The following is a 15390-nucleotide window of genomic DNA, read 5'->3' on the forward strand; positions in this document are numbered from 1 at the left end:
CCTCACGGTGCCCGGTGGCAGACCGCCTCGAGGCTGATCCCGTCGGGGTCGAGGACGAACGCGCCGTAGTAGTCGGGCTGGTACTCCGGGTGCTCGGCCGGCGCGACCTGGGAGGTGGCTCCCGCCTCGAGGGCCGCGGCGTAGAAGGCGTCCACGCTCGCCCGGTCTTGTGCGGTGAAGGCGAGATGCATGTTCGTGCCGACCCGCCCCTGCTCGACGAGCCAGAAGAACGGCTTCGGGTGCTGGCCGAAGGCGTGCATCCGCAGCTGGTCGGCCGCGGGGTCGGCCGGGACCTGCAGCAGCGTGACGATGTCCAGCGGCGCGAGGGCCAAAGAGTAGAAGGCCACCGAGCGGTCGAGGTCCGGCACCGCGACGTTCAGGTGGTCGATCAGGGAGCCCGAGTACTCGGGCATGGTGCCCTCCAAAGGGTTAGTGACGAAGTATCTACGTGACGAAGATACCGCAGATGCGAGGATGACGACGACGGATCGGCGAGGCGGAGGAGGAGCGGTGGAGCCGGAGGAGGTGTTCGCGCACCGGGTGCGGTTGCTGGGCGGCCTGCGTACCTTCGGAGCGGGCTACACCGAGCTGACCACCGAGTTCGCGCAGTCGCTCGGACTGCGGTCCACCGACGCGAACGCGATCGTGGAGATCATGTACGCCGAGGACCTGGGCGTCCCCCTGACCCCCGCCCGGCTCGCTGAGCGGATCGGTCTGACCTCGGGAGCGACGGCCCAGCTGCTGAACCGGCTCGAGGACGCGGGCCACGTCACCCGCACCCGCGAGCAGGCCGACCGGCGCAAGGTGACCCTGCGCACCAGTCCCGAGATCGTCAAGCCGGCCGTGGCCTTCTTCGCCACGCTCGGTGAGCACCTCGACGAGCTGGTCCGGCGCCACGACGCTGCCGACCTCGACCTGGTGGCCGCCTTCCTCGACGAGCTGACCGGCACCATGGCCGCCGCGATCGAGCAGAGCCGGGTCCGCCCGAGCTGACCTCAGCGGGCGAGCAGCCGCCGCAGGTCGCCGGCGTCACGGGAGAGGAAGCCGGGGACGGCGTCGAGGCGCCCGGGGGAGCGGCCCTGGCGGGCGGCGTCGCCGAGGACGCGCAGGCTCTCGGCCGGCGGGGCGGCGGGCTCCGGGCCGTGGCGTACCGGAGTGCGCGCGGCGGCCTCCTCCAGTCGCCAGCTCTCGGCCAGCACCCGGTAGGCCAGGCGTTCGACAGCCACCACGACGGGCCAGGCGCGCTCGGACTCGCTGCGTTGCCGGGCGAACCCGTTGACACCGTTCTCGTAGGCCTCGCCGAGCCGGATCACCGCCCGCTGCAGGTCGCGACGCGCCGTCAGCCCCGTCCAGGAGGTGACGGTGGCGGGCGTGAGCTGTTCGCACGCGGTCGCGGCGGCGTAGAGGGTGTCGGAGAGGGCCTGCGGCAGCCATCCGGTGGGCGAGCGCTTGGCCACGGCGGTGAAGACGACGATGGCGACGACGCAGCCGAGCGCGGTGTCCAGCCCGCGGGCCTGCAGCAGCACGGCCGTGTCCGCGGCGGGCCGGCCGGCGACCGCCATCAGCATCGCCGAGCAGGTGATGAGGGCGGCAGCGAGGACGTAGTTGCGCGGCACCAGCAGCTGGGCCACATAGAGGATGACCGCCAGCGCGGCGACCAGCGGCACGCCGGTCAGTCCCAGCCCGAGCAGCAGCGCCACCACGACGAGCCCGAGGAACGTGCCGGCCGTCCGCTCCAGACCGCGCTGCACGGTCGAGCGTTGGTCCGCGCCCTGGCTGAGCACCAGCACGGCCGCGGCGATCGCCCAGTAGGCGTGGGTGAGCCCGACGGTGGTCCCGATGCTCCCGGCGAGCAGGGTGGCGACCGCGACCCGGACCAGCACGAGGAGCGAGCGCGACCCGGGCGCCACGGTGTTGAGCAGCAGGGCGGCGGCGTCGGGCCGGCCCAGCGGCAGCGCGTGCAGCACCGTGGTCTCTCCCGCGCCACCCCGGCGTCGGGCTGCGGCACCCAGCCGCCGAGCGCGGGCCGCCGCCTCACGATCTGGTCGGCGGCTGCGCTGAGCGCCGGCGACGATCAGCTGCAACGTGCGGGTGGTCTCCCGCAGCCGCGCCAGCCCGGACGGGGTGTGCCGGCGGTGCGGCTGCTGGTTGACCAGGACGATCCAGGCTCGGTGCAGGGCCGTGGCGGCGGCGTGCTGCCGGTCGTCGGCATCCTCGGCGTTGGCTCCCTCCACGAAGTGTGCGACCGACTCCGCGGCATCAGCCACCGCGGCCCGTTCTGGCCCGTGGAGGTCCACCAGGGCTCCGGTGAGCTGGACAGCGGTCGCCAGCAAGCCGCCCGAAAGTACCAGCAGGCCGCTCTCCAGCGGCGCGAACCCCTGCTCGTGCAGCGCGGTGCCGCTCGCACAGGTCAGGGCGATCTGGTACGACCCGGGCTGGATACCGAACGCGTTGCACACCCACGTGGCCAGCACGGCGATCACGGTGACGACCGCGATCCCCACCCAGGCCGACCCGCTGGCCGCCGCGCCGAGCGTCACCACCACGGCCTGGGCGAACGCCACCGCCAGCAGCAGCCGGGCCCGGTTCGGGTAAGGGCGGCCGCTGCCGTAGAGGCTGGCGAAGCCGCCGATCCCGGCGAGCAGCCCCGCCGCGAGGTTGCCGGCCAGCACCCCGACCAGCACGGGTCCGGCCACGCTGACCGCCGTCCGCAGCGCGACCGGCCACTGGCGCGAGGTCGACCGGACCCCGAGCATCGCCCGCACGCCGCGCGGCCGCGGGGTGTGCGGCGCGGGCGCGGTGGGCGCGGCGGCCTGCCCAGACATCAGTCGGGCGCCAGGCGGTAGCTCTGCGCCCTGCTGTGCCGCAGGGTCGTTTCCTCGAGCCGTCCGCTCTCGCGCAGGACACGGATCCGCCGCAGAGTGGTCTGGTAGCTCAGACCGAGCTGGGCCGCGATGGCCCGTGAGGTCGTGTACCCAGCCCGTACCGCCTCGAGGACGGCGGCCAGCTCCGTCTCCACCCGGGGCAGGTGCACCTTCGGCTCGGGGACCGGGCCGGGGGTCGAAAAGAGGTCGGCCGGCGCATCGAGGGGGATCAGCTCGTAGCTCGCGTATCGGCGGCCTCCGGACTTGGTTGCGAGCCCTCGACCGACGAGGTCGGCCAGAGCCTGCGTGGCGGTCTGACGCTCGACCCCCCAGAGCCGCAGCATGGCGTTCGTCACGGACCCGTTGACGTGCATCATCGCGAGCGCCAGGTGCTGAGCGTCGTTCAGGCCCACCACACCGAGGGAGCCGATCCAGGCGACGACCGCTGGGTCGAGGAGGGCGTGCTGAGGCACCGTCACGAACACGTGACCCGGCGCGGCGTCGAACTCGGGTGGACTCATCCCGGCGTCCCGCAAAGACCGCAGGACGGTAGGGATCCCCGAGCCCCGGTTCTCGCACACCACCTCACCGGACGTGCCTACGGGTACCTCGGCAAGAAGTCTCGCCAGCAAAGCGTTCCTCGATGAGGTCGCGTTCTCCGTGCCGAGCTGGCTGACATCGACGCTGCCGTAGAGGCCACCTGGGCTCTTGACCACCAGGCGGTCCGGATAGAGCTCGACCTGGACCTGCGTCCCCAGGCTGCCGCCGCTGTAGTCGCGGTGCATGAGCGCGTTGACCACCAGCTCGCGGATGACGTCGACGGGGTAGTCGTAGTGGTCCGTCCGGCCTACCCCTGTGACCAGCGCGGCTCGGCGCATGTTGCGTTCGACGGCGTTGACCGCCTCCTGCACCATCAATGGGATCGGTCCGTCGATGGACTGGTTGTCGAGGAAGCGTCGACCGTCAGGTAGCTGCTCACCGATCGTGCGTCCGGGGACGGCGACGAACGAGATGAAGAGCTGGGGGAAGAACTGCTGCGGATAGATGCCCAAGCAGAGGAGGCCGGCGAGCGTCGGTCGCAGTCCGGCGTCGGTGTCGCGCGCAGCCCCGAGCCTGACCAGTACGCCCTCGTCGTCGAGGCGGGCGAAGGCGCGCTGGCTCCGTGCGCGGACGCGGTTGACGAGAGCGGTGACCAGGTCCGGGTCCAGGTCGGCGAGGCTCGCCTGCGCGACGAGAACCTTGTCGTCCGCGGGATGCCCGCGGTTGGACAACAGCTGCGTCACCTCGTAGCTGTTGAGTCGACGGTCACCGTCACCGCCTCGGATGAAAGAGCCCTGGTAAGGGCCGCGGTCCTTGACGAAGCACGGCTTCAACCGAGGGTCGAGCTCAGGCACGTCGACGCGGACCACCAGGGCATCCTCGAATTCCTCCGTGACGACGGAGGCGCGGATGGGCGGGTCGAGCCGGTCCGCGCAGGAGCCCGCCAAGGCATCGCTGATCCGGGCGGCGTCGAACCCCGGCGCAGGAGCGAATCCGTCGTCCTCGCTGAGGCCGAGGACCAGTGTGCCGCCCCTGCCGTTGGCGAATGCGCTGATGGTCTCCACGGTCGTCTTCGGGAGACCTCCGGCTGCTGCCTTGATCTCGAGGTCGGCATGGTCGGTTCCGAGCCTCCGGGCAAGCGCGACGAGTGCAGCCGTAGCGGCCACCTGTTCTCCCACTCAGAGCCTCTTCTCTATCTCTTTCACTATCTCTCGCACACTGACAGTGTCAGGGTAGTGGAAGTGATAGAGATGGGCCTCTCAGCAGGTAGGTGTCCATCACCCAGCCGCGGTGGGCGCGGAGCCGGAGCCGGGTCGCCCGGATCTCGTCGAGGACCTCGGCGAGCGGACCGGCGACCAGGGCCTCGTCCGGCAGCCCGAGCTGGGCGCCCCAGAAGATGTGCAGGTCGGGGTGGGCCTCGAGCAGCCGGGCGCAGGTCAGGGCGCCGTCGAGCATCACCACGACGTCGCCCAGGCCGGGGTGGTAGTCGGCGACCAGTCGGCGGCCGGTGGTGACGTGGATGGAGCCACCGACGCCGTTGAGCACCAACCGGTGCCGCGCCGCCAGCAGCTGGACGCTGCTGATCCCGGGCACCACCGTCGTCGTCAGCTCGACGCCCTGCTCCGCGACCGACTCGACGATCCGCAGCGTCGAGTCGTAGAACGCCGGGTCGCCCCAGACCAGGAAGCCCACCGTTCCGCCCTCGGGCAGCTCGCGGCGGATCACGTCGGCGTAGCGCTCGGCCCGGGCGTGGTGCCAGTCGCGGACCCCGGCCTCGTACGCGGCCCGGTCCCGTTCGGCGTCGGGCCCGCGCTCGGGATCGGCCACCTCCACCACCCGGTAGCCGGGGTGGGTGATCACCGCGACGCAGAGCTCGGTCCGCAGCGTGCGCAGGTCGGCCGCGGCCGAGCCCTTGTCGGCCACCAGGAAGACGTCCACCCGGTTCAGCGCCGCCACGGCCTCGCCGGTCAGGTGTGCCGCCAGGCCGCTCCCGATCCCGACGACCACGACCTCGACGCTCACCGGTCGATCCCCAGCGTCACGCGGGTACCCGTCAGCAGCAGGTCGAGGTCGACGTGGGCGTCGACGGCGTCGGCCAGCGTCTCGATCATGGCCTCGCGACGGGCCCCGTACGACGGCGCGCCGGGCTCGGGAGTCCAGTTCGAGCCGGCGGTGGACGCGACACCGGCCAGCCAGGCCCGCCGGAAGCCGTCGTTCTCCAGCGAGCCGTGCCACATGGTGCCCCAGACCTCGCCCCGCCGGAACCCGTCGAGGAAGGGCTCCGCGTCGCCGGTGGCCGTGGCGACTCCGTGATGGATCTCGTACGCCTCGACCCGCTGCCCGTCCCAGGCACCGACCGGGCGGCCGAGCACCTTGACGGGGGAGACCTCGACCCGCGTCGGCAGCAGTCCCAGCCCCGGGACCGCCGAAGCCGCGCCGGGCTCGTCCGGGTCGGCGATGGTCTCGGCGAGCATCTGGTACCCCCCGCACACCCCCAGCACCGGCGCCCCACGCCCGGCCCGCTCGGCCACCACCGCCGCGATCCCGGTCGACCGTAGCCAGGCCAGGTCCGAGACGGTGGCCCGGCTGCCGGGCAGCACCGCCAGGTCGGCACCGTCGACCACGTCCGGCTCGGTGGTGACCAGCACGTCCACGCCCGGTTCGGCCGCCAGCGCCTCCACGTCGGTCAGGTTCGAGACCCGCGGCAGCCGCACCACCGCCACCTTCAGCGATCCCGGGTGCGACCCGCACCGCCGCCACACCCCCACCTCGAGGGTGTCCTCGGCGTCCAGCCAGACGCCGGTGAGCCACGGGATCACCCCCGCGAACGGCACCCCCGTCCGCCGCGTCAGCTCCGCCAGACCCGGAGCCAGCACCGACGGGTCGCCCCGGAACTTGTTGACCAGGAACGAGGTCACCACCGCCCGGTCCTCGGGCGCGAGCAACGCGTGAGTCCCGTAGAGGGCGGCGAAGACCCCGCCGCGGTCGATGTCGCCCACCACCACCGCGGGCAGGTCGAAGCGTCGGGCGAGCCCGAGATTGACGTAGTCCCCGGCCCGCAGGTTGATCTCGGCCGGGGAGCCGGCGCCCTCGCAGACCACGAGGTCGAACCGTCCGGCCAGGTCCTCGTACGCCTCGTAGGCGGCCGCCGCCAGGTGGGCGCGGCCCGTCGCGTACTCCCCGGCCTCGAGCGTCCCGGCCGGACGGCCCCGCAGCACGACGTGCGACCGTCGGTCGGAGCCGGGCTTGAGCAGCACGGGGTTCATCGCCGACTCGGGCTGGACCCGGGCGGCCTGGGCCTGCAGGTACTGGGCGCGGCCGATCTCGGCGCCGTCGGCGCAGACAGCGGAGTTGTTGCTCATGTTCTGGGCCTTGAATGGCGCCACCGCCACCCCGCGACGGGCCAGCGCGCGGCACAGCCCGGTCACCACCAGCGATTTGCCGGCGTCGGAGGACGTGCCGGCGACCAGCAGTCCCGAGGCGTTCACCGGCAACACCCTAGGAGACAAGACGCTGCTGCGGAGTGCCGTGAGTACGCGGCAGTCCGCAGCACCGTATCCATATCAGGGGTGCGGGATGTTGCGCAGGTTGCTCCGGGCGATGTCCCAGACCTCCTTGACCCCACCGGTCAGCGCCACCTTGCTCAGTGAGCCGGCGAACCCCTTCACCTCGGCGCCGGTGAGGTGGGTCGGCACCGACAGCGCGTTCGGGTCGGTGACCACGTCGAGCAGGGCGGGGCCGTCGGCGGCGAAGAAGGCGGCCACGGCGTCCGGCAGCTCGACGGGGTCCTCGACGTGCCGGGACCAGAATCCGGCGCCGGCGGCGATGGCCCCGTAGTCGACGGCATCATGGTCAGTCTCGAAGGGCGGGTCGCCGGCGGCCAGCATCTCCAGCCGCACCATGCCCAGGCTCGAGTTGTTGAACACCACCACCTTGACCGGCAGCCGGTGCGTCTTGACCGTGAGCAGCTCGCCGAGCAGCATCGCCAACCCTCCGTCGCCCGACAGCGCGACGACCTGCCGGCCGGGGTAGGCGACCTGGGCGCCGACAGCCATGGGCAACGCGTTGGCCATCGAGCCGTGCACCCAGGAGCCGATCATCCGGCGCTGCCCGTTGGGCGTGAGGTAGCGCGCGGCCCAAGTGCAGTCCATCCCGGTGTCCACGGTGAACACCGCGTCGGCCGCCGCCTCGTGGTCCACCAGCGCCGCGAGGTACTCCGGGTGGATCAGCTGCTTCTCGGCCGGGTCGTGGTCGTAGGTGTGGACGCCGCGCCGCACCAACGTCTGGTGCTGGGTGAGCATGTCGTCGAGGAAGCCGTGCTTGCGTTCGGGCTCGATCAGCGGCAGCAGTGCCTGCAGGGTCAGTCCGACGTCGGCCGCGACACCCTGGACGATCGGGGCGCGGCGGCCGAGGTGCGAGGGGTCCAGATCGACCTGCACGTTGTTGGCCGTGGGCAGGAAGTCGACGTAGGGGAAGTCGGTGCCGAGCATCAGCAGCAGATCGGCCCCGTGCAGCGCCGTGTAGCAGGCTCCGTAGCCGAGCAGTCCGGTCATGCCCACGTCGTAGGGGTTGTCGTAGCCGAAGACGTCCTTACCCCGCAGGCTGTGCCCGACCGGGGCGTGCAGCAGTGCCGCGAGCTGCAGCACCTCCTCCCGTGCCCCGGCCGCGCCGGTGCCGGCGAAGATCGTCACCTTCCGCGCCGCGTTCAGCCGGCCGGCCAGCTCGGTGACGGCCTCGGGTTCGGGGGCCGGCCGGGGCCGGGCCGTGACGAGCGCGTTCGCCCGTACCTCCGACGCCGAACCGGCCTCGAGGATGTCGCCGGGGATGACCAGCACCGCCGCGCCCCCCTTTCCGACCGCGTTCTGCACGGCGACGTGGGTCATCCGCTGGAGCTGTTCGGGCTGGGAGACCAGCTCGCAGTAGTGGCTGGCCGGTCCGAACAGCAGCTCGGGCTTGGTCTCCTGGAAGAAGCCGGTGCCGATGTTGGCCGAGGGGATGTGGCTGGCCAGCACCAGGACGGGGGCGCTGGAACGGTGCGCGTCCATCACGCCCTGGATCAGGTGGGTGTTGCCGGGCCCGCAGCTGCCGGCGCAGACCGCGAGCCGGCCCGTCAGCTGGGCCTCGGCCGAGGCGGCGAACGCGGCGGCCTCCTCGTGGTGGACGTGGATCCAGTCGATGCCGCCCTCGCGGCTGGGGCCGCGGCGCCGGATCGCGTCGCTGAACGCGTTGAGGCTGTCCCCGACGAGTCCGTAGATCCGCTGCACCCCCGCGGCGACCAGGATCTCGACCAGGTCGTCCGCCACCGTCCGGCTCATCCGGCCACGATAAGCGTGCCGCTCAGCGCACCCGTCTGCAGCAGCCGCCCGATGATGCCCGACTGCCGTTCGGCGACCCGCCAGGCGGGGTCGTCGCCGTGCCGACGCTCCAGCTCGGCGTCCACGGCGGCGGCCCGGTCCGCCCAGTGCGGCGGCGCGGCGGCGAAGTCGGCGGCCGACCCGCTGTCGCGGGCCTGCAGTCCCGCGCCGGTCACCAGGGCGGCCAGCCGTGCGGCGGTCGGGAAGTCGTTGCCCACCGGGTGCTCGGGCAACGGACGGTCGGCCACGAAGACCAGCATCCCCAGCCGACCGCTCGGTGCCAGCACCCGGCCGAGCTCGCTCATCAGCTGTGCCTGGTCGGGCACGGTGCAGAGCACACCGAGGCACCAGACGACGTCGAAGGTGTTGGCGGCGAACGGCAGCGGTGACCCCGCCTGCACGACCGGAAGGTCGAAGAGCCGTCGGGCAGCCCGGCAGGCGCCCGCCTCGGGTTCGGTGAGCACGGGACGGACCCCGGTCTCCGCCGCGGCGAAGGCGGCCGGTCCGCCCACCCCGGCCCCGGCATCGAGCATCCGGTCCCCGGGACGGACGGCCAACCGGTCCAGCAGCCAGCGCAGGGCGCCCGGGCTGCCCGAACCCCGGCAGCCCGCCGGCAGGTGGTGGTCGGGGCCGAGGTCCAGGGCGACGTCGGCCGTCCAGGCCGCGACGGTGTCGAACTCCGCCTTCATCTGGCTGCTCACGAGCTGCCCTTACCCGCTGAGCCGCGCCTCTCCCGCGCGGATGCGGAGCCCGATCTCGGCCTGCACGTCTGCCGCGTAGGCCCGACCCCGGGCCGAGGCCATCCCGGACAGGTTGACCCCGACCACACCCGGGACGGCCAGCAGGTTCTCGGCCTCGGACACCGCGGCGGCGATCCCGGCCGCGACGGGGTCGGCGGCGCCGAGCACCGCGGCCACCGCCGCCGGGTCGATCTCCAGGCCGGGGAGCCGGGTCAGCACGGCGGCGGACCGCTCGTCGGTGTAGACCGCGACTGAGGCGATCACCGGCATGGTCAGACCGAGGGCGCGGGCGGCCGTCAGGAAGGCGGCCACGTCGTCGGCGGAGCGGACGTGGTTGAGCACAGCGACGGCGGCTCCGGCCTGCTGCTTGCGGACCAGCCGCTGCGGCCGGAGACGTACCGGGGGCGCGGTCGGCGTCTCGGCCACCGCGGCGCTCAGCCCGAGGGAGGCGGCCAGCCCGGCCAGCCGGGTGCCCTCGAGGTCGAAGACCTGGGTGACGTCGGGCCGGACGTCGTAGGCGCGGCCGTCGCCGGTGACGCAGAGGACGGTGGCCAGGCCGTCGTGCCGGATCCCCTGCAGCTCGGTCTCCAGCACCACGCGGTTACGGTCGCGGCAGGCCAGCGTGACCCAGGGCCGGCCGCCCGCGTCGGCGATCAGCCGGGCCAGCATGGACGGCGGGAAGTCCGGTCGGTCCTGGTGGTCCCCGACCAGCAGCGCGTCGCAGCTGGGGGCGAGCCGGCGGGCGGTCGCCTCGAGGGCGGCGGCGTCGGCGGCGGGCGCGCTGAGGTCGGTCAGCACCATCGGCAGTGTCGGTGGTGGGACGGCGGGGACGGCCGGCACGGCCGTCACCTCGTCGACGTCGACGAAGGCGCAGGGTCGAGGCGCCATCTCACAGCTCAGGTCGGGACGCACACCGCCGCACGGGCCGTGGACCATCCGCTTCGGGCAGCTGGTCGACATCGCCCCAGCCTTCCACGAGGATGCCGGGGCAGGGAGGCGAGATGGCCGAGGGCGTCGAGCAGGTGCACGCGGAGACCCGCGCCGAGTGGCGGGCCTGGCTGGCCGAGCACCACGACCGCGAGCGCGGGGTGAACCTGGTGTCGTGGCGGTCCGCGACCGGGCGACCCTCGGTGGGCTACGAGGACAGCGTCCGCGAGGCGCTCTGCTTCGGCTGGGTGGACAGCACCAGCCGCCGCCTCGACGACGAGCGGACGATGCTCTACTTCGCTCCACGCAAGCCCCGCAGCGGTTGGTCGCGGCCGAACAAGCGTCGGGTGGCCGAGCTGCGGCAGGCCGGACTGATGGCCGAGGCGGGTGAGCGGGCGATCGCGCGGGCGGAGCAGAACGGGACCTGGTCGCTGCTGGACGAGGTCGAGGACCTGGTGGAGCCGGCCGACCTGCTGGTGGCCCTGCGTGCCCATCCGGGCGCCGAGGAGCGGTGGGGCCGCTTCCCGCCCTCGGCCCGCCGGGGGCTGCTCGAGTGGATCGTCCAGGCCAGGACCGCACCCACCCGCGCCAAGCGGGTCGAGGAGACCGCCGCCCGGGCCGCGGTCGGTGAGCGCGCCAACCAGTGGCGCCCGAAGGCCTAGTCCTGGACGGACCGGCCGCGCGGCCGGGCGGACCCGCGTTGGACCACCGCGATGCCGGCCAGGACCAGGACCCCGCCGACCAGCTGGGTGCCGGTGGGCTGCTGGTCGAGCAGCACGATCGCGAAGACCACGGCGAACAGCACCTCCGACAGCGAGACGAAGGACGCCACCGACGTGCCCAGCCGGCGGACGGCGATGATGCCCGTCAGGTAGGCGAACACGGCGCTGACCGTGACCAGGAGCAGCACGGGCAGCCACCACGGGATGCTCGCCCCGGCCAGCGCGGTGCTGCCGGTCCGCGCCGCCAGCGGCAGCACGCCGACGGCCCCGAGGCCAACGATCACCAGGCCGCCGACGCCGAGCCCGACGGTGGTCAGCAGCAGCGGCGGGATGGGCGCCCCGTCCCCGCTGCTCTGGCTGAGCACGAAGTAGCAGCACAGGCAGAGAGCGGCCCCGAGCCCCCAGAGCACCCCGACCGGGTCCAGCGTCGCGCCGCCCCGTGACTTCAGCACGCTGGGCAGATCGAGGACGAAGGCGAGCCCGAGGAGTGAGAGCAGGGCGCCGACGAACACTGACACCGCCGGCCGGCGCCGGCTGCTCGCCCAGGTCCAGAGGATCAGCAGCACCGGGGCGAGGTACTCCAGCAGCAGCGCGACCCCGACCGAGAGCCGCTGGACCGCGCTGAAGTAGCAGAGCTGGGCACCGGCCACCGCGACCATGCCGTAGAGCAACAGCCGCCCCGACTGGCGCATCGATGGCAGGCCGGTCCGGCGCAGGCTGAGCGCGCAGGGGATCACGAGCAACGCGAATGCGCCGGTGATGCGGATCGCGACCACGGCGGCAGGCGTCCAGCCCAGGTCGAGCAGGGACCGCGCCAGAGGTCCGGAGAGCCCGAACGACCCGGCGGAGACCAGCGCGATCGCCAGGCCGGAGGTCACGGTGCGGCCCGGGTGCGGCGTCGTGGCGTCGGACGTGGCGGCCAGCTCCGTGGTGGTCAAGGTGGTGCTCCTGTCGAGGCGCTGCGACTGCTTGCGGCGGGCGAGGTGTCATCACCGAACGACGACTACACTCATGACACTATCCGGGCGTTTCGTCAGGAGTCAACATGCAATTCGCTCATGACACCGAGATCGCGCTGGCCGACGCGGCTGCGCTGGTCAACACCGACGACCCCGACGACGGGGACAGCCTGACCTCCCCCGCGCAGCTCGACGCCTGGCTGGACGAGCACCACATGTCGGGAACCCGACGGGGCACCCGCGCCGAGCTGGACGCCGTCCGGGCCCTGCGCGCCCAGCTGCGCACCCTGTGGTCGGCCGCGGGCCGTGACGAGGTCGCGGCCCGGGTCAACGAGCTGCTCGAGCAGTCCGACGCTCGCCCCTACCTGAGCCGGCACGACGAGTGGGACTGGCACCTGCACGTCACCCGCCCGGACGCCCCGGTGGCCCACCGGCTCGGCGCGGAGGTGGCGATGGCGTTCCTGGACCTGGTCCGGGGCGACGACCTCGGCCGGCTCAAGCACTGCGCCGCCGACGACTGCTCGGCCGTCCTGGTCGACCTGTCCCGCAACTCCTCCAAGCGCTACTGCGACTCCGGCTGCGGTAACCGGGCCAACGTGGCGGCGTACCGGGCTCGGCTCCGGAGCGCCCGGTGACCGTCTCCCGCCGCGGTCAGGTGCCCCCGTTCGCCGTGATGAGCGTCCTGGCCCGGGTGGCCGAGCTGCGGGCCGCCGGCCGCGACGTCGTGTCCCTGTGTGCCGGCGAGCCCTCGGGAGGAGCCCCGTCCGACGTCCGGCGGGCGATGACGGAGCTGATGAGCGGCCCGTCCCCGCTCGGCTACTCCGAGACCGCGGGCATCCGGCCGCTGCGGGAGGCCCTGGCGGAGCACTACCGCCGGTGGTACTCACTCGCGGTGGACCCGGACGCCATCGCCGTGACCACCGGCTCCTCGGGAGCTTTCACCGCAGCCTTCCTGGCCGCCTTCGACGTCGGCGACCGGGTGGCACTGGCCCGACCGGGCTACCCCGCGTACCGCAACGTCCTCACCGCTCTCGGCTGTGAGGTCGTCGACCTCGACGCCGGGCCGGCCGCCCGCTTCTCACCCGACGTGGCGATGCTCGAGCGGGCTCACGCCCGAGCCCCGCTGGCCGGTCTGGTGCTCGCCTCGCCGGCCAACCCCACCGGCACCATGGTCGACGCCGAGCTGCTGGCCGCGATCGGCCGGTGGTGTGCCGCACACGGCGTCCGGCTGGTCAGCGACGAGATCTACCACGGCATCACCGCGGACGGCTCGGTCGGTGGCTGCGCCTGGACGACGGACCGGAGCGCCGTCGTGGTGTCGTCGTTCTCCAAGTTCTGGGGGATGACCGGTTGGCGGCTGGGCTGGTGCCTAGTGCCGGATGATCTGCGCGGCTCCGTCGACGCCCTGGCCGGCAACCTCGCGCTCTGCGCGCCCGTCCCGGCGCAGCACGCGGCCCTCGCCGCCTTCACCGAGCGTTCCTACGCCGAGGCGTCGGCCGCGGTCGAGAGCTACGCCGACGCTCGCCGGCTGGTGCTGGAGGCGATCCCGGACCTCGGCTGGGGTGCGGTCGCCCCCGCCGACGGCGCCTTCTACGTCTACGCCGAGCTGGACGAGGCCCTCGCTCCGCAGGCCGACTCGGTCGCCTGGTGCTCGGCCCTGCTGGAGTCCGTTGGGGTGGCCCTCACCCCGGGCACCGACTTCGACCCGGTCCACGGCGGCAGCGCCGTCCGCATCTCCCTGGCCGCCGGCCCCGAGACCGTCGGCGCCGCCCTGGTCCGGATCCACCGCTTCCAGACCGGTTTCCGCTGAGCGGCCCTGAGAAATTCACTCCAGTCGAGCCGCCGGGTCGTTCCTCCCGCCTGAGACCGACCCCGCGGTGGCAACTGGATTGAGATTTCCAGGGCAAGGCAGGCCTGATCGGGCCAGGCCGAGGACACTGGCCACATGCCCACCGAACCCACGCCCGAGGCGCTGACCGTCTTCGAGCGGGAGCCATTCATGTCGCTGACCACCTTCCGTCGCAACGGCGAGGGCGTGCCGACCCCGGTCTGGGTGGTACGGGACGGGGACGCCCTGCTGGTCACCACGGTCGACGGCACCGGCAAGGTGAGGCGGCTGCGCCGCGACGACCGGGTCGAGCTGGTGCCCTGCAGCCGAGGTGGCAAGGTCGCGCCGGACGCGCCACGCTTCACCGGTCGGGCCGAGGTGCTCACCGAGCCCAGCGACGTGCAGCACGTCAGAGACCTGCTTGCCCCCAAGTACGGCCTGCAGTTCCGGCTGGTGACGCTGCTGGAACGGCTGCCCCGGAAGAACCCTCGGGCTCGGGTGGGGCTGCGGGTCACGCCGGACGCGACTCAGAACGCGTAGGTCAGGACGTCGGCGAGCAGCTCACCGCCGTCGACGTCCAGCCCCCGGGCGGCGAACCAGGTGGCCATGTTGGTGCAGTCACGCGTCAGGTACTCCATCCCCTGGGGGTTGGTGATGATGTCGACGGCCTGCGGCAGGTCGATCAGCACCAGTCGCTCTCCGGTGGCCAGCACGTTGAACGGCGACAGGTCCCCGTGCGCCAGCCCGAAGGATGCCATCCCGCGGACGGCGTCGACCAGCTGCTCCCAGTACGTCTCCAGGAGGTCCCGCGGCGGCCGGGTCTGGGCCAGCCGGGGTGCGCCCGAGCCGTCCTCCAGGGCGACCAGCTCCATCAGGATCTCGGTCCCGTCCAGCTGGACCGGATAGGGCACCGGCAGTCCGGCGGACCAGAAGCGGCTCAGGCAGTCGAACTCGGCCGCCGCCCATTGACCGGCCTGGACGGACCGGCCGTGCCGCGTGCCCTTCGCCGTGGCCCGCCGGTCCCGCGTGTTGCGCAGCCGTCGGCCCTCGGTGTAGCCGGCGTCGCGGTGGAAGAGGCGGTGGTCCAGACCGCGGTACCGCTTGGCGGCCAGCACGACCGAGGCGTCGGCGTCGGCGCGCTCGAGCAGGAAGACGTCGGCCTCCTTGCCGGTCTTGAGGATGCCGAGCTCGGTGTCGACGGCGGCGTCGGTGGTGACGAGCCAGTCCGGCCACGGCTCGGGTCCGGCGAGGACGCCGATGTCGTCCCAGGTGGACCAGCGCTGGCCGGGTCGGAGGTCGTCGGTCTCGACGTAGGTGAAGTCGTCAGGAAGCGAGGACTCGGAGAGCGGTGCGGCGTCGTCGGCCGGACCGGGTAGGGGGTGCAGCATGAGGAAGGAGAGCTCCAGGGTGAGAGGGGTGGGTCGCAGGCAACCCGAAGACGTCGTGGAACACGTCG

At 73.0% G+C, this 15390-nt stretch carries 15 protein-coding genes; 5 read left to right on the forward strand and 10 right to left on the reverse strand.

Features of this window, described 5'->3' with window-relative positions; genetic code table 11:
* Positions 1 to 2: 2 nt before the first annotated feature.
* Positions 3 to 413 (reverse strand): VOC family protein, encoded by a 411-nt coding sequence (locus tag ACFE7W_RS09780; protein WP_375424573.1) that lies wholly within the window; start codon positions 411 to 413, stop codon positions 3 to 5.
* Positions 414 to 510: 97 nt separating this feature from the next.
* Here ACFE7W_RS09780 and ACFE7W_RS09785 point away from each other — a divergent pair, with 97 nt between their 5' ends.
* Positions 511 to 993: a MarR family winged helix-turn-helix transcriptional regulator gene (locus tag ACFE7W_RS09785; protein WP_375424574.1), complete on the forward strand. Its 483-nt coding sequence runs from the start codon at positions 511 to 513 to the stop codon at positions 991 to 993.
* A gap of 2 nt (positions 994 to 995) precedes the next feature.
* Here the strand turns inward: ACFE7W_RS09785 and ACFE7W_RS09790 are convergent, their stop codons facing one another.
* The 7 genes from ACFE7W_RS09790 to ACFE7W_RS09820 all read right to left on the reverse strand — a co-directional run bounded on the left by ACFE7W_RS09790 (position 996) and on the right by ACFE7W_RS09820 (position 10458).
* A complete protein-coding gene (locus ACFE7W_RS09790) occupies positions 996 to 2825 on the reverse strand; it encodes an FUSC family protein (RefSeq protein ID WP_375424575.1) in 1830 nt (609 codons plus the stop codon).
* Complete coding sequence (locus ACFE7W_RS09795) at positions 2825 to 4582, reverse strand: ATP-binding protein (RefSeq protein WP_375424576.1); 1758 nt, start codon at positions 4580 to 4582, stop codon at positions 2825 to 2827. Before ACFE7W_RS09795 ends, ACFE7W_RS09790 begins: the two co-directional genes overlap by 1 nt.
* Before the next feature lie 49 nt (positions 4583 to 4631).
* Positions 4632 to 5426, reverse strand: coding sequence for a precorrin-6A synthase (deacetylating) (gene cobF / locus ACFE7W_RS09800; RefSeq protein ID WP_375424577.1), 795 nt, complete (start codon positions 5424 to 5426; stop codon positions 4632 to 4634).
* Positions 5423 to 6892, reverse strand: coding sequence for a cobyric acid synthase (locus ACFE7W_RS09805; protein ID WP_375424578.1), 1470 nt, complete (start codon positions 6890 to 6892; stop codon positions 5423 to 5425). The genes cobF and ACFE7W_RS09805 overlap by 4 nt, the downstream gene beginning before the upstream one ends.
* Before the next feature lie 75 nt (positions 6893 to 6967).
* The gene (locus ACFE7W_RS09810) at positions 6968 to 8719 is read right to left on the reverse strand and encodes a thiamine pyrophosphate-dependent enzyme (protein WP_375424579.1); all 1752 of its coding nucleotides are present in this window, start codon (positions 8717 to 8719) and stop codon (positions 6968 to 6970) included.
* Positions 8716 to 9459, reverse strand: a complete 744-nt coding sequence (locus ACFE7W_RS09815; protein WP_375424580.1) for a class I SAM-dependent methyltransferase — start codon at positions 9457 to 9459, stop codon at positions 8716 to 8718. Before ACFE7W_RS09815 ends, ACFE7W_RS09810 begins: the two co-directional genes overlap by 4 nt.
* Positions 9460 to 9468: 9 nt before the next feature.
* The gene (locus ACFE7W_RS09820; protein ID WP_375424581.1) at positions 9469 to 10458 is read right to left on the reverse strand and encodes a methylenetetrahydrofolate reductase C-terminal domain-containing protein; all 990 of its coding nucleotides are present in this window, start codon (positions 10456 to 10458) and stop codon (positions 9469 to 9471) included.
* Between the two features lie 20 nt (positions 10459 to 10478).
* Here ACFE7W_RS09820 and ACFE7W_RS09825 point away from each other — a divergent pair, with 20 nt between their 5' ends.
* Positions 10479 to 11087 (forward strand): YdeI family protein, encoded by a 609-nt coding sequence (locus ACFE7W_RS09825; protein WP_375424582.1) that lies wholly within the window; start codon positions 10479 to 10481, stop codon positions 11085 to 11087.
* On the opposite strand, the gene ACFE7W_RS09830 is transcribed toward ACFE7W_RS09825, so the two are convergent.
* Positions 11084 to 12085, reverse strand: a complete 1002-nt coding sequence (locus ACFE7W_RS09830) for a DMT family transporter (RefSeq protein ID WP_375424583.1) — start codon at positions 12083 to 12085, stop codon at positions 11084 to 11086. The two genes, ACFE7W_RS09825 and ACFE7W_RS09830, sit on opposite strands and share 4 nt — an antisense overlap.
* A 107-nt stretch (positions 12086 to 12192) precedes the next feature.
* On the opposite strand from ACFE7W_RS09830, the gene ACFE7W_RS09835 reads away from it, so the two are divergent.
* The 3 genes from ACFE7W_RS09835 to ACFE7W_RS09845 all read left to right on the forward strand — a co-directional run bounded on the left by ACFE7W_RS09835 (position 12193) and on the right by ACFE7W_RS09845 (position 14474).
* The gene (locus ACFE7W_RS09835) at positions 12193 to 12741 is read left to right on the forward strand and encodes a CGNR zinc finger domain-containing protein (RefSeq protein ID WP_375424584.1); all 549 of its coding nucleotides are present in this window, start codon (positions 12193 to 12195) and stop codon (positions 12739 to 12741) included.
* Positions 12738 to 13916 (forward strand): pyridoxal phosphate-dependent aminotransferase, encoded by a 1179-nt coding sequence (locus ACFE7W_RS09840; protein ID WP_375424585.1) that lies wholly within the window; start codon positions 12738 to 12740, stop codon positions 13914 to 13916. Before ACFE7W_RS09835 ends, ACFE7W_RS09840 begins: the two co-directional genes overlap by 4 nt.
* Before the next feature lie 135 nt (positions 13917 to 14051).
* Positions 14052 to 14474 carry a PPOX class F420-dependent oxidoreductase gene (locus ACFE7W_RS09845; protein ID WP_375424586.1) on the forward strand — a complete coding sequence of 141 codons (423 nt, stop codon included), beginning with the start codon at positions 14052 to 14054 and terminating at the stop codon, positions 14472 to 14474.
* On the opposite strand, the gene ACFE7W_RS09850 is transcribed toward ACFE7W_RS09845, so the two are convergent.
* Positions 14462 to 15322, reverse strand: a complete 861-nt coding sequence (locus ACFE7W_RS09850; RefSeq protein WP_375424587.1) for a serine protein kinase RIO — start codon at positions 15320 to 15322, stop codon at positions 14462 to 14464. The two genes, ACFE7W_RS09845 and ACFE7W_RS09850, sit on opposite strands and share 13 nt — an antisense overlap.
* Positions 15323 to 15390: the final 68 nt, after the last annotated feature.

Origin of the sequence: uncultured Friedmanniella sp. (assembly GCF_964244285.1) — a bacterium.
Lineage (GTDB): Bacteria > Actinomycetota > Actinomycetes > Propionibacteriales > Propionibacteriaceae > Microlunatus.